At 68.4% G+C, this 19,692-nt stretch carries 14 protein-coding genes; 4 read left to right on the forward strand and 10 right to left on the reverse strand.

The features are described from left to right. The first annotated feature begins 238 nt into the window (after positions 1-238). Entirely contained in the window at positions 239-1,366 is a 1,128-nt protein-coding gene (locus G6O54_RS27050) for a glycosyltransferase (RefSeq protein WP_165230373.1), read from the forward strand. Here G6O54_RS27050 and G6O54_RS27055 read toward each other — a convergent pair. Next, positions 1,332-2,999 (reverse strand): hypothetical protein, encoded by a 1,668-nt coding sequence (locus G6O54_RS27055; protein ID WP_165230375.1) that lies wholly within the window; start codon positions 2,997-2,999, stop codon positions 1,332-1,334. The two genes, G6O54_RS27050 and G6O54_RS27055, sit on opposite strands and share 35 nt — an antisense overlap. A 22-nt stretch (positions 3,000-3,021) precedes the next feature. After that, complete coding sequence (locus G6O54_RS27060) at positions 3,022-4,833, reverse strand: tetratricopeptide repeat protein (RefSeq protein ID WP_165230377.1); 1,812 nt, start codon at positions 4,831-4,833, stop codon at positions 3,022-3,024. A 143-nt stretch (positions 4,834-4,976) separates the two neighbouring features. Between G6O54_RS27060 and G6O54_RS27065 the strand changes: the two genes are divergently transcribed. From G6O54_RS27065 to G6O54_RS27075, 3 genes are all read left to right on the forward strand, one after another. Next, positions 4,977-5,954, forward strand: a complete 978-nt coding sequence (locus G6O54_RS27065) for a hypothetical protein (protein ID WP_165230380.1) — start codon at positions 4,977-4,979, stop codon at positions 5,952-5,954. Positions 5,955-6,031: 77 nt separating this feature from the next. Further along, positions 6,032-6,799: a biotin--[acetyl-CoA-carboxylase] ligase gene (locus G6O54_RS27070; protein ID WP_165230383.1), complete on the forward strand. Its 768-nt coding sequence runs from the start codon at positions 6,032-6,034 to the stop codon at positions 6,797-6,799. 422 nt (positions 6,800-7,221) lie between these two features. Then, positions 7,222-7,647 carry a DUF6036 family nucleotidyltransferase gene (locus G6O54_RS27075; protein ID WP_165230386.1) on the forward strand — a complete coding sequence of 142 codons (426 nt, stop codon included), beginning with the start codon at positions 7,222-7,224 and terminating at the stop codon, positions 7,645-7,647. Between the two features lie 6 nt (positions 7,648-7,653). On the opposite strand, the gene G6O54_RS27080 is transcribed toward G6O54_RS27075, so the two are convergent. The 8 genes from G6O54_RS27080 to G6O54_RS27115 all read right to left on the reverse strand — a co-directional run bounded on the left by G6O54_RS27080 (position 7,654) and on the right by G6O54_RS27115 (position 19,613). Then, positions 7,654-9,180: a hypothetical protein gene (locus G6O54_RS27080; protein ID WP_165230389.1), complete on the reverse strand. Its 1,527-nt coding sequence runs from the start codon at positions 9,178-9,180 to the stop codon at positions 7,654-7,656. A 204-nt stretch (positions 9,181-9,384) separates the two neighbouring features. Continuing rightward, positions 9,385-12,402 carry a protein translocase subunit SecD gene (gene secD / locus G6O54_RS27085; RefSeq protein ID WP_165230393.1) on the reverse strand — a complete coding sequence of 1,006 codons (3,018 nt, stop codon included), beginning with the start codon at positions 12,400-12,402 and terminating at the stop codon, positions 9,385-9,387. A 174-nt stretch (positions 12,403-12,576) separates the two neighbouring features. After that, on the reverse strand, positions 12,577-12,921 hold the full coding sequence (yajC, locus tag G6O54_RS27090) for a preprotein translocase subunit YajC (RefSeq protein ID WP_165230396.1): 345 nt from the start codon (positions 12,919-12,921) through the stop codon (positions 12,577-12,579). Positions 12,922-13,064: 143 nt separating this feature from the next. After that, positions 13,065-14,186 (reverse strand): tRNA guanosine(34) transglycosylase Tgt, encoded by a 1,122-nt coding sequence (gene tgt / locus G6O54_RS27095; protein ID WP_165230399.1) that lies wholly within the window; start codon positions 14,184-14,186, stop codon positions 13,065-13,067. A gap of 26 nt (positions 14,187-14,212) precedes the next feature. Then, a complete protein-coding gene (locus tag G6O54_RS27100; protein WP_165230402.1) occupies positions 14,213-15,553 on the reverse strand; it encodes a DNA-directed RNA polymerase subunit alpha C-terminal domain-containing protein in 1,341 nt (446 codons plus the stop codon). A gap of 162 nt (positions 15,554-15,715) precedes the next feature. After that, complete coding sequence (locus G6O54_RS27105; protein ID WP_165230405.1) at positions 15,716-16,978, reverse strand: argininosuccinate synthase; 1,263 nt, start codon at positions 16,976-16,978, stop codon at positions 15,716-15,718. Positions 16,979-17,142: 164 nt separating this feature from the next. Next, on the reverse strand, positions 17,143-17,559 hold the full coding sequence (locus G6O54_RS27110; protein WP_165230408.1) for a GxxExxY protein: 417 nt from the start codon (positions 17,557-17,559) through the stop codon (positions 17,143-17,145). Between the two features lie 230 nt (positions 17,560-17,789). Further along, positions 17,790-19,613, reverse strand: coding sequence for an aspartate kinase (locus G6O54_RS27115; protein WP_165230411.1), 1,824 nt, complete (start codon positions 19,611-19,613; stop codon positions 17,790-17,792). Positions 19,614-19,692: the final 79 nt, after the last annotated feature.

Below are 19,692 nucleotides of genomic sequence, written 5' to 3' on the forward strand. Positions count from 1 at the left end.
AGATAGGGACAGGGATAGGAGGGAAGTACGGGTTGGGACTGGGGAAATGCAGGGGCTGGCGGCGGAGTTGGAGCGGGCCGGCGGGGAGTCGGGATCGCCAAACCTGAATTCTGAATCTGAATCGAATCTGTGTTCATCGGTGTCCCTCTGTGGCTCAATTCCTCCCCCCGTCCCCATCTGTGGCTCAAATTCTCTGGATTCCACCCGTGGCGTCAAACGGGCGAGCGTCAGCCTGACGATGATCGTGCGGGATGAGGAGGAGAACCTGCCGAGGTGTTTGGGATCGGTGGCGGGGCTGTTCGACGAGATCGTGGTGGTGGATACCGGATCGAGGGACCGGACGGTCGAGGTGGCGCGAGAGTTCGGGGCGAGAGTGTTTGACTTTGTCTGGGTGGATGACTTCGCGGCGGCGAGGAATGCGGCGCTGGGGCGGACGCGAGGGGATTATGCGTTCTGGCTGGACGCGGATGACGTGGTTGAAGATGGGGAACGGGTGAAGCTCCAGGCGTTGCTGGCGGGGTTGCCGGCGGAGGCGTCGGAGCAGGCCGCTTACGTGGTGCGGTGTGCGTGCGACCCGGAGCCGGACGGGCGGGGCGGGAATACGGTCGTGGATCATATAAGACTGTTCCCGGTTCGCGAGGGCGTCCGCTGGACGTATGCCGTCCACGAGCAGATCCTGCCGTCGCTGCGGCGGGCCGGGGTGCCGGTGCGATGGAGCGACGTCACCGTGCGGCATACGGGCTACGCCGACCCGGCGTTGCGGGGCCGCAAGCTGGAGCGCGACGCGCGGATCCTGGAGCAGGAGCTGGAATCGCGGCCGGGTGACCCGTTCGTGCTCTTCAACCTGGGCTCGATCGCGGTGGAGCGGGAGGACTGGCCGCGGGCGCTCGAGTCCTTGCAGCGGAGCCTGGCGGGCTCGGCGCCGACGGATTCGATCACCCGGAAGCTGTTCGCCCTGATCGCGCGATGCCAGCAGATGCTCGGCAACCTGCCGCGGGCGATCGCGGCCTGCGACGAGGGCCTGTCCTTCTTCCCCGAGGACGCCGAGCTGCTCTTCCGCAAGGCCGTGGCCCATCGTGGCGTCGGAGATTCGGCGGCGGCCGAGGCGTCGTGGCGAAGGATCCTGGGGCTGCGGCGTCCGGAGGAGTTCGCGAGCGTCGACCAGGGGATCTACGGCCATCTCACGAGGCGCAATCTCGCGCGGCTCGCCGAGGAACGCGGGGACCACGCCGAGGCCGCGGCGCTCTGGCGGGCCGTGCTCGATGAGTGTCCGGGGGACGTCGAGGCGCAGGGGAGTCTCCGGGCCGGCCACGGATCGAGGGGAGCAACGATCAGGGAGCAGGCCCCGATGGCGCCCGGATATTGAGCGTCGAGGGCTCGACTCCCCCGAAGCCTTCGTTGGAGCTCGGGGGGATGAGACTCCAGGTGGAGACGGCACGAATCCCCACGCCTGGGAGCGAGAGCTCCTTGGCGGACTCGCCCGCCTCCAGGCGCCTGAGGCCGCTCTCGTAGGCCACGGCCCGGAAGGATCGCTCCTCGGGATCGAAGCGAATCCGGAGGGTCGTCCGGTAGAAGCCCGCGGCGAACCGGCAGACCTCCTTCCAGGTCGCCGCGGTCACGTCGAAGTGGTCGGCGCACTCCGCTCGCGAGATTGCAGGAGCCGCCAGGGAACTCGGCCAGCCGAACGTGCCGCGGTCGCGGAGCGCGCCGAGGACCGACTCCGCGAGCGAAACGTGGCCGTCGAACGACGGGTGCATGCCGTCGTTGAACAGGACGTCGTCGAGCTGGCCCGATCCGAGAGCCTGGGCGCGGGCCCGCAACACGGCCTGGCCGTCGACGAGGATCGCGCCATGTCGCGGCGCGAGCTCCCGGTAGACGTCCTGGAAGGCCGACGGGCAGCGCATCGGGTGGGCGTCCAGGTCGCGGGCGCGGACGTATTCCCGATACGCCTCGTCGCGGTGGCCGGCCCTTTCCAGCAGGCGGGCGAGTCGGAAGTGCGTCTCGGCGAAGCCCGGCTGACGGTCGATCAGGGAGCGGTAAACGGTCAGGGCGCGGGCCTCGTCGGCTCGCTCGAGCTCGCGAGCGGCGATCACCTCGGCGGCGAACGAGTCGCGATCGGCCCGGGGCATCCCGGGCGGGAGGACGGATCGGCTGGGCTCGAACCCCGCATCATTGCCCGGCGGCACGATGACGACCGTGGGGACGCCGGCCCGCTCCAGGTCCGAGAGGATGATCTCGGTCCGGCGGCGGAAGTCCTCCAGCCGCTCGCGGTACTGGGCGGCCGTGTGGGAGGGGACGGTGACGACGGCGGCGGGGCGGACCGCCGGGAGCGACCCGACGAGGGCCCGGCCGCGGGCCTCGTCCAGGAGCCGGCAGAGGGGAGAGCGGCCGGCGAGCCCGTTGATCAGCCCGGCGACGACGCCGCGGCCCGGATCGTCGTCGTAATACGGGACGTCGGCCGACCAGCCGTATCGGGAGGCGAACTCGTTGTGGCCGGCGTAGAGGACCACGAGGTCCGGCCGCCGCGAGGATTCGGCGAGCTTCTGGTGCATCGACTCGAGCGTCCAACCCGCACGCGCCTGGACTTCCAGGTGGAACATCCGCGCGGGGAAGAGGCGGCGGAGCTGCCAGGTCACGACCTTGCCCACCGACAGCCAGTCGCGATACGGCACCCCCTCGGCGCTCGACTCGCCGACGACGAGGATCGTCGCATCGGCGTCCGGCCTTTTGACGCCGGCGGGCCTCGTCGCGGCCATCGCCAGGCGTGGGGCCCGATGCTGCCACGCGAGGTACGCCGCCGCGCCCGCCTCCGCCAGCCCCAGGCCCAAAAGCACCGTGGTGCCCGCGAGGGCCACACGGGCGAGCACGCGTCGCCACCGCGACGACAGCCGGCGGCCGGCGAGCAGGCCGCCGGCCGCCAGGGCCGTCATCGTCACGAGGATGAGGACGGCCGCGGGATAGGCCGCGACCGCGGTTTCGAGGAGCCTGGTACGCCACATGGTCCGTTCGGTCCTCGCTCCGTCAAGGTATGCCCGCCGGCCGGATGCCCAGGCCGGTGATGCCCGCGTCCTCGGGGCGGGCCCCCGCCAGGATCTTCTCCGCGGCCTTCCTGTAGGCGGCCTCCTTCGCCTGCCGCTCCGCGGGATCGTAGCGGGTGAACGCGGTGACGCCGTAGAACCACGCCGAACGGCCGCAGACGGAGGCCCAACGCTCCGGGTCGAGCCCGAAGTGACGGGCGCAGGCCTCGGGATCGACGACCGGCATCGGCGTCCCCTCGGGCCAGCCGAGAGCATGCCGATCGTGGAGCTGCTTCAGCAGGTCCTGGGCCAGGGCGATGTAGCCCCGCAGGGTGGGATGCTGCGCGTCGTGATAGAGGTGGTCGTCGAGGATCCCGTGCGGGCTGATGGCCGTGAGGACCTTGTCGCAATCGACCAGGATGAGCGACGGATGTCGACTCGCCAGCTTCCGGTAGGCGTCGCGGAAATCCTCGGGGCAGCGCAGGGGCAAGGCGTCGGACTCCCTGGCCAGGACATATTCCCTCCGCGCCTCGTCCCAGGATCCGGCCGACTCGAGCAATCGGGCGAGCCGGAAGTGGGTCTCGGCGAAGCCGGGCTGGGCGGCGATCAGGCGGCGATAGGCGGAGATGGCCCCGGCCTGGTCCGTCTTCTCGAGCTCCCTGGCCCGGCGGACGTCGCCGTCGAACGCCACGCGGACGGGTTCCGGCGTCGTGGCCGGCAGGATCGATCGGCTGGGCTCGTAGCCGCCGTCATTGGAGGCGGGGATGAAGAAGATCGGCAGGGAGTGGATCTGCTCGGCGATCGTCGCGATCGCGTCGGCCCTGCGGCCGAAATCGGCGAGGATCCGGGCCCGCTCCGCGGGCGTGCAGAGGGGACGGTCGATGAGCTGGCGGGTGATGACCTTCGGCGGCATCACGTCGATCCGCTGATGCTCGATCGCCTCGATGATCAGCCGGCACGCAGGCGAGGCGCCCAGGATGACCTGCCAGGCCGGCCGTTCCGGAGCCTCGGCGCGTCCCTCGGGGGCGTCGCCGGCGGAGTTGCGATCCCAGGCCCACCGGCCCTGGAACTCGTTATGGCCCGAGAAGACGATGAGGGCGTCGGGCCGATAGGTCAGCTCCGAGAGCTGCTGGTGCATCCCTTCGAGGATGGCGCCGCCGGTGGCCCAGATGTCCAGCTCGACGCGTCGATGGAGGACTTCCTCGAGCTTCCAGCCGGCGATCTGCCCGGCCGACAGCCAGGGATGATAGGGCTCGCCACGCCCGCTCGACTCGCCGATCACGAGGATCTTCAAGGGGCCCTTGTCCGCCCCCGACGACCCGTCCGGAGCCGCATTCGCGAGGTCCGCGCGGATCCGCGGGTTGAGTGCGTCCTCTTCCCGGCGGATCGCGGCGGCGGCCGGCGAAGCGGGGGCGCGATGGAGCCATCGCAACCAGGCCGCGGACACGGCCTCGACCGCGAGGATGCTGAGGAGCAGGGAGAAATCCAGCAGGAGCAGCCGGGGGAGCCAGCCCCGCGTCCCCTTCGTCCGCCGCGCTCCGGGCCGCGGCCTGGCGAGGAAGAGGCCCAGCACCGGGAGCGTCAGCAGCACCGCGACAAGCAGCGCCACGTACGCCCCGAGCAGCTCGTGGAGGAACCCGACGCTCGCGGCCTGGCGCGTCTCCCGCGGGATCGACGACCAGGCCACCGAGATCCACGAGGGCGCGAGCTGCCAGGCGACGTAAGCGAGCACGACGGCGACCGCCGGCACGAGCAGCCGGATCATCGAGCGGACGTCGAGCGGGCGGTTCGCGGGAGGGGTGGTCGGCTCGTTCATGGCCCCATTGTACGGGAAACGTCGCCCGCCTGGAAAACCGAGATGACGCGCGTGAGAATCGGCCGGGAGAGGGCGACGGGGCCCGCATCGAGGATGATCGAGGCTGCGAGAGCCGACCGACGGCGTGGGGCGGATGCGCACCGATGCACGACTATGACAGGAGCAGTAAGTGGCTGATCCAGCACTACGGCGATTCGATCCTTCGCCTGGCCGGCGTCACCGACATCGTCGAGTGGGAGCCCCTCCAGGCCGAGGTCGTGCAGCCCCGCGGCCTGCCGGACGGCTTCCTCCGGGCGAGGCGGGCGGCGCAGGTCGGGTCCAGCTACTTCGTCGTCGAGATGGCGACCTATCCGGAGCCCCGGATCGCCGAGCAGGCCGCGCGCGACGCGGCGCTCGTCTACCTGGAACGGGGGATCGTGCCGGGGGTGATCGTCGTCGTGCTCCGGCAGCGTGGCCGAGTCCCGGCGCCCAGGATGGTTCAGATTCAGTCCGAGAGCGGCCGGACGACCATCCAGGTCAAGTGGCACATCGTCGAGCTCTGGGAGATCCCCGCGGAGGACCTCCTCGCCACGGGGGACGTGGGGGTCTTGCCGTGGGTCTCCCTCTCGAAGATCGAAGGCCCGCCCGGTCCGATCTTCAGCCGCTGCCGCGAACGGATCATCCGCGAGGCCCCGACCGATGAGCGGGAGAGTCTCATGGCGATCTCGCAAGTCCTCGCCCGGTTGCGGTATCATGAAGAAACTCTCTTCCAGCTTCTCGGAGGGCGAAAGGCCATGCTCGAGTTGCCATTCCTTGAAGAATTCAAGGCCGAGTGGGTTCGCGAAGCCCTGGAGAAGGATCGGGCCGAACGAGCGGCCGCGGAGAAGGCCGCTCGCGCGGCCGCGGAGAAGGCCGCTCATGCGGCCGCGGAGAGGGCCGCTCGCGCGGCGGTTCGCCGCAATATCGTGGACGTCCTGGAAGCACGACTCGGCGCGGGGGCCGCCGAACTCGGGCCCGAGCTGGAGGCGATCGACCGGGAAGCCAGGCTCAAGGAACTCCTGATCTTCGCGGTCAAGTGCAAGGATCTCGACGCTTTCCAGGCCCGCCTCAGGAAGCCGCGAGCCGGCCGCAGGAAGCCATGACCGAAGAGGGTGCCAGCCCATCCGTGACGTCGCGACCGGCGCATGGGTCTCCCCCGGGCGTCGCCGGACGCGAACGCATGCCGTTCGCGCGGACGGTGCTGCATCGGCCCGAGGTGGACTCGACCAGCGGCCTGGCTCGGAGCCTGATCCTCCAGGGTGTGGATGAGCTCCCGCTGCTCGTCTGGGCGGACCGGCAGACGCTGGGCCGGGGCCAGCGCGATCGGTCGTGGTATTCCGACGACGGCTCCCTGACGTTCACCGTCGCGATCGACCCGGCCGCGCACGGCCTTCGGGTGGACCAGGAGCCGAGGCTCTCCATGGTGGCGGCGCTCGCCGTGATCCATGCCATCGAGGACCGGGGCTGGGCGATCCCGGGCCTTGGCATCCGCTGGCCGAACGATGTGGAGGCGTCCGGCGGCAAGCTCGGAGGGATCCTCCCGGAGCGGATCGAAGTGCCCGGAGGATCCCCGTCCCATCGCCTCCTCGTCGGCATCGGCCTGAATGTCTTCACCCGCCTGGATCGGGCCCCCATGGACGTGGGGCGGATGGCCGCCTCCCTCGCCACGCTCGGCGCCGGGCCGCTCGACGGTTCGTCCATGCCCGGGCTCCTCGCCGCCATCCTCACGCACCTCGGGCGCGAGCTCGGCCGCCTCAAGGACGACGCGCCGGACCAGGCCCGCGAATGGGACGACCGCAACCTCCTCCGCGACCAGGCCGTCCGGATCGACCTCGGCCCGCGGACCCTGACCGGCCGCGTCACGTCGATCGACCCCCTGGGCGCCCTCTGCGTGGACGACGGCTCCGAGGTCCATCGCCTGTTCGGCGGACGGGTGCTGAGGTCTTGATACAATAGCCGACGATCGGAGGAGTCGAGTTCGTGGCGAGCTTACCGGCCAGGGCCGATTTCAGACCTCCGGATCGAGATGACCCGGTCGATGCGCTTTGGTCACTGCTCGCGACGCCGACCATCGACCCGGGCGCCCTTGCGACGGCCATCGAAAGGGCCCTGGATCAACGCGGTAAACTCGACTGGCGAACGATTCAGCTCATCAAGGAAGGTTGGGAGGCGCTGGGGCAACCCGGCTTCAAGATCACTGCGAGAATTCGTCTCCTCACCGGTAGGGACGGACACGACGAGGTGAGATTTCCATCGTTGAAGGAGCGGCTCGTGCCTCCCCTGAACCCGACGATTCTGCGCCAGTTCCTTCGAGAACTTGGCTCGCGAATTGGAGCCCCCGCGGATGTCTCCATGGGAGGCGCGGCCTCGTTGGTGCTGAGAGGTCTCCTCCAACGTGCGACGGAGGACGTCGACCTCGTCGACGAGGTCCCCGTGGCGATCCGCTCCGAGCACACGCTCCTGCAAGAGCTGGCGACGCGTCATGGACTCCGCGTGACGCATTTCCAGGGGCACTACCCGCCGGAAGGCTGGGCGGCTCGAACGACCGACGCGGGCACTTTCGGCAAGATCCGGCTCCGTCTGGTTGATCCCGCGGACATCATCGCGGGCAAGGTCTATTCCCCGCGGGCGAAGGACCTGGACGATTTCCGGATGCTCTGCGAGGGCCTCGATCGCGGCGTGCTTCGGGACCGAGTCATCCGCGGGCTGCCGTCGCGTTGGAGCGATCCGGAGGCGCGAGCCCGGGCCATCCAGAACTGGTACATCGCCTATGGCGAGGCCCTGGCGGACGGCTGAACGGCGTCATTTCGGCTCGGGCAGGCGGAGGAGGACGTCGCCGCCCTTTCCCGGACGTTCCGCCTCGGTCCGGCCCTGGTCATCCTTGCCGTCCGCTCCGACGCAGTAGACGACGGGCCTGCCCTCGATGACATTCCACCGGATCGGGCCGCCGGTGTAAGGATCGACGGGGGGCTTGGGGAAACCGGCCTCCCTGGTGGCCGCCTCGAGCGACGCCGGCATCTTGCCGCCGTTGCGGATCTGCGAGCGGCGGACCGCGGCCAGTCCCTGCACATTCCGGAGCCCGGCCTGGACGAACGCGGACCAGGCGATGCCATCCATGGCGGGCACGAGGCTCATGGTGACCCGGGTGATGAGGTCCGCGGAGCGGCTCTCCGGCGGCGGCTCCATGACCCGTCGGAGGCGATCGGCGTAGGGAGTGCCCGCGAGGCCGAGGAGCCTCCGATAGTAGTCGGCCAGCATCGCTTCCTGACGGCCGAGTTCCGCCGGAGTTAGCTTCGCCATCCTCGCGTCGATATCCGGCACCTTCTCCGGCCCCCGGTCGCCTGCGATCGATTTCCCTTGCCCCTGCCCCGTGAGGAGCGAGACGACCAGCGATGGGCCGGGCTGGATGCCCATGGCGATCAGATCGCGGCGGAGCTGGTCCTGGTGGAGTACCAGGTCGCGGAGCGTCGATCGGTGGACCAGGTACTCGCCCCGGAGGACCTCGGAGTCGACGTCGATCGACTTCGCGTCGTGCTCGCGGAGCATGGCCAGGAGGGCATCGCAGTGCTCGACCTTCAGCCCGCGAGTCGCGAGTAGCGGCAGGAACGCTTCCTTGATCGCCATCCGCTCCAGGGCCAAGGCGATCAGGGCAGTGATCATCACCGCCCGCGGCCGAAGATCCCGGGTGAGCCGGAGCAGTCGGGAGGTCTGCTGCAAGGCACCCGCCAGGTTCCCCTGCTCCATCAGGCGTCGCGCCTTCCAGAGAAGCACCCGTCCCGCGGGGCGAGCATCCTGGACGTGTGGCAGCAACGAATTCACGCCGATCCCGGTCTGAAAGACGCACCGGGGCCGCTGCTGCGCCCTCTCGAGCTTCGCCAGCCCCTCGTCGTAAGTGGCCAGGAACGCATTCATCTCGCGGGCAGAGATCGCGTTCGGATCGCGCTCATACATTTCGTAGATCTGGGCATATCGCTTCGTACGCTCCTTCACGGATTGCTCGCGGCGAGCCCGTGGCGGCCCCTCCGGGAAGCAGACCGCCACGTTGGACCCGAACTCGAAGAGGGCGTCGAGGTAGAGCGGCGCGGCGTTCTGATCGTCGGGCGGGGCCTTGAAGTAGGCGGCCACGTCGAACGGGGCCCCGGCGCCGAGCCAGTCGGGGGGCTTCGTGACGGCCCCCGGGAGCCGAGGCACGCCTGCTCGGCTCGATCCGGAGAGGGAGGAGGCGGGCGGCTGGGCCGAGGCCGACGTCATGGCCGCGGTCGTCAGCGCCGCGGCCGGGAGTCTCAGAAGGAGGGATCGTCGCGAGAGCTCGCCGTCGGGACGTGGCATGAACGGAGACCTCGAAGGAGGAGGATGTCGCCGCGCAGGTTACGCCAGCCGCAGGCGATTCGCAAGAATCGCGACGACCACCGAGACGTTCGAGCGCGCAAGGGACCGGGGGCGAGGCGAGCATGACCCCGGATGGGCCAATCTCGCCTCGCCCCCGGTTGGGCGTGTCGTCCGCGCCGGCCGAGAGGGCCGGGCTCATCCACGTCACTTGGAGGTGGCCAGCTTCTTCGCCCCGGGCTTGGGGGCGGGGACCTCGTCCTTGGTGCCGACCCAGTCGATGAGGATCGGGGTGGCGATGTAGACGGTGCTGTAGGTGCCGCTGAGGAAGCCGACGACCAGGGCGAAGGCGAAGCCGTGGAGGCCCTCGCCGCCCAGGATGTAGAGGATGACGACCACGAGCCAGGCCGTCAGCGACGTCAGGATCGTCCGGCTGAGGGTCTGGTTGATGGCGTCGTTGACGATCTTGTCCGTGAGGTGCGGGGTCTTCCCCTTGATCTCGCGGATCCGGTCGAAGATGACGATCGTGTCGTTGACCGAGAAGCCGATCAGGGTGAGGAACGCGGCGACGATGGGCAGGTCGATCTTGAACTGATCGATCATCAGGAGGCTGCTCACGACCGGGATTCGCGCCAGCCAGTAGCTGACGGCGATGGCCCCCAGGGTGATGAGCACGTCGTGGACGACGGCGAGGACGGCGGCCAGGCCATACGTGAACGAGTGGAACCGCCACCAGAGGTAGACGATGATGATCACCCAGCTCGCGACGGTCGCGATGACGGCGAGGGTCCTCGTCTCGCTGGCCACGGTCCCGCCGAAGTTGGCGACGCGCTCGAAGAGGAGGTCGCGGTTGCTCGCCAGCGAATCCTTGAGCTTGGCGAGCTGGGCCTGGGCGACGTCCGGCTCCAGGTCCGTCTTCAGGACGAGCCTCGTGGCGGCCTGGGCGGGGCCTTCCTGGGCGGCGGAATCGACCTGAAAGCGGGTGCTCGGCGTGGCAATCCCCGCCGCCTGGAGGATCCTCTCGAACTCGGCGCTGACGACCTTCTCCGGCGATTGCGTGCTGTTGAAGGCGGCCGTGTTGAAGCTGAGCGGGTACTCACGGCCGCCAGCGAAGCGGCCGACCACCGCGGGCGTGCCCTCCTTGGGGGCCGCGGGGGCCGCGGGAGCGATGGGCTTCGGCTCGCCCACGGTCATCTCCACCTTCGCCAGGCTGGGGCCGAAGGCCTCGAGGATCTTGTCCTTGACGCTCTTGGTGTCCTGCTCGGTCGTCCGGATGTTGAACCGGGTCAGGCTGGCGTCCTTGGTGACGCGGAGGCTCTCCACGGTCACGTCCGGCAGCGTGCTGGCCTTCTCGCGGACGAACTCGGCTCGCCGCGACTCGGAGAGGGACTGCACCATCGGGTCCGACTCATTGAGCCGGATCGTCACCAGCGTGCCGCCGGTGAAGTCGATGTTGTACATCGTCCGGCCGCGGGCGAAGAAGGCCACCAGGCCCAGCAGGATGAGGACCAGCGACACGCCCATGCAGATGTACCGCGGGCCGATGAAGTCGATATTGGTCTTGTCCCAGAGCTTGAGCATCTTGAGCTCCTTGATCCACCCCCTGGTGTAGGCGAGCTCGAAGATGACCCGGGACATGAAGACGGCGGTGAACAGGTTCCAGAGCATGCCGATGATCATGGTCAGGGCGAAGCCCTTGACCTCCTCCGTGCCGACGGCATAGAGGACGATCGCGGCCAGCAGGTTGGTGACGTGCGAGTCGAAGATGGTGACCCACGCCCGGCTGAAGCCGTTGCGGATCTCCTGGGAGAGGCTGGCGCCCCGCTCCTTCTCCTCCCGCATGCGTTCGAACACCAGCACGTTGGCATCCACGGCCATGCCGATCGTCAGCGCCAGCCCGGCGAGGCCGGGGAGCGAGAAGGTGGCCTGGAGGAAGGCCATCGTGCCGATCAGCAGGATCATGTTCGCCACCAGGGCGATGACCGCCACGATGCCGGCGAACCGGTAGTAGATGACCATGAAGATGGGGACGACCAGCATGGAGACCCAGATCGCCCGCCAGCCCTTGGCGATCGAGTCCTCGCCGAGCGTCGGCCCGACCTTCTCCTCCTGGGCCGGGGTCGGATTCAGGCTCGCCGGCAGGCTGCCGGCCTGGAGGATCTTGATGATGTGCTCGACCTCCTTGGCCTTGAACCCCTGGCCGCCCCCCTCGATGATCCCCTGGTCGCGGATCTCGGAGTTGATGGACGGGGCCGACATCACGAGGTGATCCAGCAGGATCGCGAGCTGGTACTTGAACGCGTCCCCCTCCTCCGGGAGGTGAGACCGGGTGAGCTCGCCGAACCGCCGGGCCCCCAGGCGGTTGAACTGGAAGCCGACCGCCGGCTGGAGCCGCTCGTCGGACGTGGCATAGGTCCGCGACAGGAAGCTGCCGGTGACGTTCTGCCGATCCAGCGCGTAGAGGATCCAGAGGACGGTGTGGCCCGGAGAGACCTTCTCCTCGCGGACGATGTGATCGGTGGGCCGCGGGGTGCTCGGGTCGGGGGCGCGGATCCCGCTGGGGTTGTACTCGACCCGGTAGGCGGTGATGGTCGACAGGCCGTGGGGCTTCTTCAGGGTCAGCGTGTTCGACGTGTTCACCTTGACCGGGACCGAGACGGTCTCGGCCGGGGTCTTGCCCGTCAGCACGACCTCGGCGTCGGCGTAGATGTCCCGCTTCCACTTCTGGGATGGGTCGGTGATCGTGTCGTCCGTGAACTTGGGGTTGGTCCCCGTGGAGATCTCTCCGAGCCGGGCCCACTGATACCGCGTCGGCGGCTTGGACAGGCCCTGCGGCCCGAGCGCCCGGTCGATCGCGGCGACGTCGTGCTTGCGGTTGGCCAGGATCCGGAACTCGAGCGAGCCCACGTCCGTGAGCATCTTCTTGACTTCTTCCACGTACTCGTCGCTGGCCTGCGGGAGGATGATCTCGACCCGCGTGCCGCCGACGTTGCGGATCGGCGTCTCCATCACGCCCTGCGGGTCGATCCGCTGCTTGAGCGCCGAGATCAGCTCGTCCATCTTGAAGTTGGGCCCGAGGTTCTCCTGGGCCACCTCGTAGACGAGGATCGTGCCGCCCGACAGGTCGATGCCGAGCTTGAGCTTCTTGTCCGGCGGCATCATGAAGAGGAAGCCGAGGGCCACCGCCCCGATGATCACCGCATATTTCCAGGGTTCTTGCTTCATCGTCGTTCCTCAGCCCGGCATGATGCGGCCGGCCTCATCCCGTGAGCCAGCCCGGACATGTAGTTTCCCGTGCGTGTATGGTCGAATTCGCGGCGAATCGTCACCGCGATCGTCTGTCGTCCCTTCCCTCCCCGACCCCGTCCCGCCCCCGAGCGGCGACGGCGGCCCGGTCGGTCAGGCGGCGTCGGTCCCCTTCGGCGTCGTCGCGTCGACCACTCGCGAGATGCTCGAGCGGGACATCGTCACCTTGACCCCCTTGTCGTCGTCGATCCGGAGCACCAGCCGATCGGCCGCGGGGTCGACCGACACCACCGTGCCGTACATGCCCCCGATGGTCACGACCTTGTCGTTCTTCTTGATCGCGTCCAGCAAGCCCTTGCGCTTCTTCTCCTGTTGCTGGGGCACCCAGACGACCAAGTAGAAAAAGAGGAAGGGGACCGGGAGCAACCAGAGCAAACCCGAGCCGTTCCCCGCGTCCTGGGCGAACAGCACTCCGATCTCGGCGAGCGAACCTGGCATGTTGGCGATCCGGGGCTCTTCGTGTGGTCGGCCGGGGCGAGACCGGGCGAGATGGAGATGATGGGGACGCCTCCCGCCCCGGATCTCCGTCGTGTACCCTCGCTCGCCCCCTCGTCGCGGGCCCGAAACGGCCACTGTAACGCCTAGGGGCCGAGCGCTTCAAGGACCTCTCGATGCAACTGGACAAGCCGGCCGGCCGCGATCGCTTCCCGGATCGAGGCCGTCAGGCGGTGGAGATACGCCAGGTTGTGGATCGTCGCCAGGATCGGCCCCAGCATCTCCCGGGCGTTGAACAGGTGGCGGAGATAGGCCCGGCTGAACCGGCGGCAGGCCAGGCACGGGCAGCCTTCCTCGATGGGGCCCGGGTCGCGGACGTGGGCGGCGTTGCGGAGCTTGACCGGCCCCCGCGCCGTGAAGCACGTCGCGTTCCGGCCATTTCGCGTGGGCAGGACGCAGTCGAAGAGGTCGATCCCGGTCGCCACCGCCGCCAGCATGTCCTGGGGGCGGCCCACCCCCATCAGGTAGCGCGGGCGGTCCTCCGGCAGGCGATGGGTCGTCACCTCGAGCGCCTTGCGAACCTCCTCGCGGCTCTCCCCGACGCTCACCCCGCCCACCGCGTAGCCGTCGAAGTCCATCGCCACCAGGGCCTCGGCGCAGCGGCCGCGGAGCTCCTCGTCCGAGCCCCCCTGGACGATGCCGAAGAGGGACTGGTCGGGCCTCGAATGCGCCTGCCTGCACCGGGCGGCCCAGGCGATCGTCCGGTCGACGGCCGCCGCGATCTCGTCGCGCGAGGCCGGCAGGGCCGGGCAGTGGTCCAGGCACATCGCCACGTCCGGGCCGAGGGCCTCCTGGATGGCCACCGCGCGCTCGGGCGTCAGCTCCAGGAGCCGGCCGTCGAGGTGCGACCGGAAGGTCACCCCCCGGTCCGTGATCTTGCTCCGGTCGGCCATGCTGAAGACCTGGAAGCCGCCGGAATCCGTGAGGATCGGCCCGTCCCAGCCCATGAACGCGTGCAGGCCGCCGAGGGCCCGCACCGTCTCCTCGCCCGGCCGCAAGGCGAGGTGATAGGTGTTGGCCAGGAGCATCCGCGTGCCGGCCTCGCGGACGAGGTCCGGGGTCAGCCCCTTGACCGTCGCCTGGGTCCCCACGGGCATGAACGCCGGGGTCTCGAGCGCGCCGTGGGGCGTCTCCAGCCGCCCCAGCCGGGCCGCCGTGGCCGGATCCCGGGCCAGGGTCGTGAAGCGGACGGGGCGCGTCGAGACCAACGGGCTGCCTCAATCGAATCGGTCGATCAGTCGTTCTTCAGCTTCAGGTTGAGCGCACCGAGCTTGTCGCGGATCTCGTTGAGCGACGTGACGCCGAAGTTCTTGCATTCCAGCAGGTCGTCGCCGGACCGCTTGACGAGGTCGCCCACCGACTGGAGGTTGAGCTTGCTCATGCACTTGCGGGCGCGGACCGAGAGGCTCAGCTCGCTGATCGGCTTGTTCAGCAGGGCCTGGACCTCCGGCGCGACCTCCTGGGGGGGCTCCGCGCGGTGGTCGTGGGTGGTCGCCCCGCGTTCGCCGCCGTCGAGGGCCATGCCCAGCCGGACCCCCTTGGAGGTCATCATCTCCTTGATCTCGGCGAGCGAGGTCTCGCCGAAGTTCTTGGAGGCCAGGAGCGCGGCCTCGGTGGTCCGCGTGAGGTCGCCGAGCGTCCGGATGTTCATCTTCCGCAGGCAGTTCCGGCTCCGCACCGAGAGCTCGAAATCGGTGACGGGGATCTCCAGGAGCTGCTTGAGGACGACGTAGCCCTTCTCCGCCTCCTCGTCGTAATACATCCCCTTGCTGGCCTGGCAGTCCTTGACGAAGAGCCGGGCCCGCGGATGGTTGGGGTCGTGGGCGAGGACCTGGCGATAGCACTGCTCGGCCTCGCGGAACCGCATCTCGTCCTCGTAGAGGACGCCCAGGTTGACCCAGGCGGCCAGCGGGACGGGCGGCCGCTCCGTGCAGCGCTTGTAGAGATCGACGGCCGCGTCGTCGTTGCCGAAGAGGTCGTTGATGAAGGCGAGCTGGAAGAGCGCCCCGTTGTGGTCGCGGTCCCCCGCCAGCGCCTTCTCGAACTCGCCGGCCGCCAGGGCGAGCTCCCCCTCGGCGGCGAGGATGGCGCCGTTCTGGAAGTGGAACTCGGCCGAGCTGGCCCCCTGCTTCTGGAGGCCCTGGAGGATCTTCCGGGCCTCGTCCAGGTGGCCGGTGAGCCGGAGCGCCCCGGCGCGGTGCAGCTCCGCGGCCTTGGCGTCGTAGCCGTGCTTGGCGGCCTTCGCGAACGCCGTCGCGGCATCCTCGGGGCGCTGGAGGTTCTCCAGGGCGAGCCCCTGGAAGAAGTAGGCCATGCCGATGTCGCCCGCCTTCTTCAACTGCTCATAGCCGGCGGCGTAGCGGCCCAGCAGGACCTCGCCCACGCCGATCCGCAGGTGCGTCTCCGGCTTCGCGTCCTTCTTGTCCCGCTCGCGGATGTTGGCCACGGCCTCGCGGAGGGTCCGATAGCGGGAGGGATCGCGGTTCAAGAGCTCGCGCAGGTCCGCGACGGCGGATACGTCGAACGGCGTCCGATCCATGATCGCGCGGACGTCGGTGGTCATCATCTCGGTCATACGGTCGTTGCTCCTCTACCCTTCCCCACCGCCTCGCGCGGATCGAAACGGCACGCCTTCGCAAGGGCGAAATGGCCAATTTATCAGAATCTTCCCGGCCCGTCAAACGGCCGGACGCCGTCATGGATGATGGGCGACGGCGTCCGGACTTGCGTCGTGACGTCAGGAACCCTTCGGGCTGTCCGGCGGGATGATGCTGGGGAGCTCCAGGCGGGGGCCCGAGCCCCCCTTCAGGAGCTGGTGCTTGGCCTGGGTGGTCTGGCCGAGGCCGTGGATCTTGATGAAGCCCATCGCCGCGGTGCTGTCGTACTGGTCGCCTTCCTCGTACGTCGCCAGCTCATGCCGGTACAGGCTGTTCTCGCTCTTGCGGCCGACGACCATCGCCGAGCCCTTGTAGAGCTTCATCCGCACCGTACCCGAGACATACTGCTGGTTGGAGACGGTGAACGCCATCAGGTCCTGGTGGAGCTGGCTGAACCAGAGGCCGTTGTAGATCAGGTCGGCATACGCCTGGCTGACGCTCGCCTTGAACCGGAGCGACTCCTTGGACAGGGTCAGGAACTCGAGCTCGCGGTGGGCGTCGTGGAGCAGGACGGCGGCGGGGGCCTCGTAGATCTCCCGCGACTTGATCCCGACCAGGCGGTTCTCGATGTGGTCGATCCGGCCCACGCCGTGCCTGCCGGCGAGCTTGTTGGCCGCGTCGATCAGCTCGATGCCGTCCATCTCCTTGCCGTCGATCGCGCACGGCCGGCCGCGGTCGAAGGTGATCTCCACCTCCTCCGGCTCGTCGGGGGCGAGCCTCGGGTCCGTGGTCCACTGGAAGGCGTCCGACGGCGGCTCGACCCAGGGGTCCTCGAGGATCCCGGCCTCGATCGACCGACCCCAGAGGTTCTGATCGGTGCTGTAGATCGATTTCTTCGTCGCCTCGACCTCGATGCCGTGCTTGGCGGCGAACTCGAGCTCCTGCGTCCGCGTCCACTTCCACTCCCGCACCGGGGCCACGATCTTCAGGTCGGGCGCGAGGGTCTGGAAGGTCACGTCGAAGCGGACCTGGTCGTTCCCCTTGCCGGTGCAGCCGTGGGCCACCGCGACCGCCCCGTGCTCGCGGGCGACCCGCACCATGAGCTGCGCGATCAAGGGGCGGCCCAGGGCCGTCGCCAGCGGGTACTTCCCCTCGTACAGGGCGCCGGCCATCAGCGAAGGCCAGCAGAAGTAGTCGATGAACAGGTTCCGCGCATCCTCGGCCACGGCGTCGATCGCGCCGGTGCGCAACGCCTTGTCGCGGATCGCCTGGATGTCCTGCCCCTGGCCGAGATCGCAGGTGTAGGCGATCACGTCCATGTTGTAAGTCTCATCGATCCACTTGACGGCCACCGACGTGTCGAGGCCGCCGCTGTATGCCAGGACGATCTTGTCTCTTGCCACGGATCACTCTTTCTAGGAAATAGCCACGGATGAAGACGGAAGACGAAGGGCGAATTCAGCCACGGATGGAAGACGAAGGGCGAATTTAGCCACAGATAAAGAGGGGAAATACGAATTTAGCCACAGATAAACACCGATAAACACTGATAAGAGAGAGATATTAGTTATATGGTGGTTTGATCCTTGAAGTAGGGGCTTCGGAGGCGGTGGATGGTGAGTTGGGGTTTGCCGAAGTTCAGGAGGAGGCAGAGGGGGAGGCCGGTGGCTTTCAGGTAGTTCAGGCACTGGGCCTCGAAGACCTCGTGATGCTCCTTGGTGCACTTCAGCTCGACGATCACGGTGCCGGCGATGACCAGGTCGGCGACGAAATCACCCACAACGATGCCCTTGTAGAGAACGGGGATCGGCTTCTGCTGCTCGAAGGGAACACCCCGATCCCTCAGCTCGATCGCCAGCGCATTCTCGTAGATCTTCTCCAGGAAGCCCGTCCCCATCCCATTCAGGACCCGAAACGCCGCCCCGATCACCGCCTCCGTCAACCTGTTCCAGTCCGACTCATCCGCAAGCTGAATCCGATCCATGCTCTCAGACACACCCTTACCCCCTTTCCTCTCCGAATCTCCCCATCCCCAAACTCGCACCCTGCCTCTTGCCCCCTCCCCCTCCCTCTCCCTCTCCCTCTCCCTTCCCTTCCCTTCCCTTCCCTTCCCTTCACATCTTATCCGTGTTCATCCGTGTTCATCTGTGGCTAAATTCGTATTTCCCCTCTTTATCTGTGGCTCAATTCGCCTTCCCCATCTTCATCTGTGGCTCACCCCTTCAGGTCGAACGCCTGTCGGAGGCAGTCGAGGGCGGCCTGCCCCGTGTCGATGCCGGTGCCGACGTTGACGCGGATCTCGCTGGTGTTGATCAGGTTGATGTTGATGGTCCGCTCCGCCAGGGCGCCGAACATGCGGGTGGCGACGCCCGTGTGGGTCCGCATGCCGACGCCGACCACGGAGAGCTTGGCCAGGGACGGCTCGATGGCGACCTGGCCTCCGGCGATGGGTCGGACGGCGGCCTCCGCCCGGGCGACGGCCTCGCGAGGGACGGTGAAGGACAGGTTGGTCTTTCCGTCCTCGCTGACGTTCTGGACGATCATGTCGACGAACACGCCGGCCTCGGCGATCGCGGCGAAGATCCGGGCGGAATATCCCGGCCGGTCGGGGACGTCGAAGAGGGTGATCCGCCCCTGAGTCTCGTCGAGCTCGACGCCCGCGACGACCAGGTCTTCCATCCCCTGCTCGCGGGGGCCGTGGTTGCCTCCGTTGCCGTTACCATTCCCATTCCCGTTGGTGTCGACCTCGACGAGCGGGACGAGGGTCATGGCGCGGGTGGTGGACGTCTCGGGTTTGAACTCGGCCTGGGGGAAGGCGTGGACCTCCTCGAGGCGGAACTCCTTGTGCACGGCGCGGAGGGCGGCGACGGCCGCGCCCCGTTCCACCAGGACGCTGATCTTGATCTCGCTGGTGGTGATCATCTGGATGTTGATGCCCGCGTCGGCGATCGCCCGGAACATGGCCGTGGCGACGCCCGTGTGGGTCCGCATCCCGAGCCCGATCACCGAGACCTTGGAGACGCCCGCGTCGTGCGTCACGCCCCTCGCGCCGACGGACTTCGCGGCGGCCTCGGCGGCGACCAGCGTCTCCGCGAGGTCCCCCTTGGCGACGGTGAAGCTCACCTCGGCCTCGCCCGCGGTGGCCACGTTCTGGACGATCATGTCGACGACCAGGTTGGCCTTCGCGATCTTGTGGAAGATCGAGTGCACCACGCCGGGGCGATCGGGGACGCCCAGGATCGTGATCCGCGCCTCGTCCTTGGCGAGCGCCGCGCCGGTCACGGCCACGCCCAGCCGGCGGGCGTCGTCCTCGCCCACGATCCAGGTCCCGGGCGCGTCCGAGAAGCTGCTGCGGACGTGGATCGGCACGCCGTACTTCTTGGCGAACTCGATCGACCGCGAGTGCATGACCCCGGCGCCCAGGCTGGCGAGCTCGAGCATCTCGTCGTAGCTGATCCGGGCGATCTTGCCGGCCTCCGGGACGATCCGCGGGTCCGTGGTGTACACGCCGTCCACGTCGGTGTAGATCTCGCAGGCCCCGGCGCCGAGCACGGCGGCGAGCGCCACGGCCGTGGTGTCGGATCCGCCGCGGCCGAGCGTGGTGATGTTGTAGTTCTCGTCCACGCCCTGGAACCCGGCGACGATGACGATCTTGCCGTCGGCGAGCGCCTGGGCCATGCGGTCGCTCGAGATGTTCTTGATCCGGGCCTTGGTGTAGTAGCTGTCCGTCACCAGGCCGATCTGCGCCCCGGTGAAGCTGATCGCCGGCACCCCGAGGCTCTCGATGGCCATGGCCATCAGGGCGACGCTGACCTGCTCGCCGGTGGAGAGGAGCATGTCCATCTCACGGGCGGGTGGTTTGTCGGTGATCTCCTTGGCCAGCGCGATCAGCTCATCGGTCGTGTGGCCGCGGGCGGAGACGACGACCAGCACCTGATTGCCGCGCTGGTGCGCCTGGATGGCCCGCCGCGCCGCCGCCAGGATCTTGTTCGAATCCGCGACGCTGGTCCCGCCGAATTTCTGCACGAGTAAGGACAACGTGGTCGACTCCCTGGTCCATCAATCCATCGTTCGGTGTTCTGCCTGCGGCGCCGCCGTCGCGCCTCTGGAGGGATCG

It is taken from the genome of Aquisphaera insulae (genome assembly GCF_011064615.1).
GTDB classification, from domain to species: Bacteria; Planctomycetota; Planctomycetia; order Isosphaerales; family Isosphaeraceae; genus Aquisphaera; species Aquisphaera insulae.

Coding starts and splice junctions, on each gene's coding strand:
- secD (WP_165230393.1), bottom strand. CDS start 12,402: ATGAAGCAAGAACCCTGGAAATATGCGGTGATCATCGGGGCGGTGGCC.
- yajC (WP_165230396.1), bottom strand. CDS start 12,921: ATGCCAGGTTCGCTCGCCGAGATCGGAGTGCTGTTCGCCCAGGACGCG.
- G6O54_RS27070 (WP_165230383.1), top strand. CDS start 6,032: ATGCCGTTCGCGCGGACGGTGCTGCATCGGCCCGAGGTGGACTCGACC.
- G6O54_RS27065 (WP_165230380.1), top strand. CDS start 4,977: ATGCACGACTATGACAGGAGCAGTAAGTGGCTGATCCAGCACTACGGC.
- G6O54_RS27110 (WP_165230408.1), bottom strand. CDS start 17,559: ATGGATCGGATTCAGCTTGCGGATGAGTCGGACTGGAACAGGTTGACG.
- G6O54_RS27055 (WP_165230375.1), bottom strand. CDS start 2,999: ATGTGGCGTACCAGGCTCCTCGAAACCGCGGTCGCGGCCTATCCCGCG.
- G6O54_RS27050 (WP_165230373.1), top strand. CDS start 239: ATGATCGTGCGGGATGAGGAGGAGAACCTGCCGAGGTGTTTGGGATCG.
- G6O54_RS27060 (WP_165230377.1), bottom strand. CDS start 4,833: ATGAACGAGCCGACCACCCCTCCCGCGAACCGCCCGCTCGACGTCCGC.
- G6O54_RS27100 (WP_165230402.1), bottom strand. CDS start 15,553: ATGACCGAGATGATGACCACCGACGTCCGCGCGATCATGGATCGGACG.
- G6O54_RS27080 (WP_165230389.1), bottom strand. CDS start 9,180: ATGCCACGTCCCGACGGCGAGCTCTCGCGACGATCCCTCCTTCTGAGA.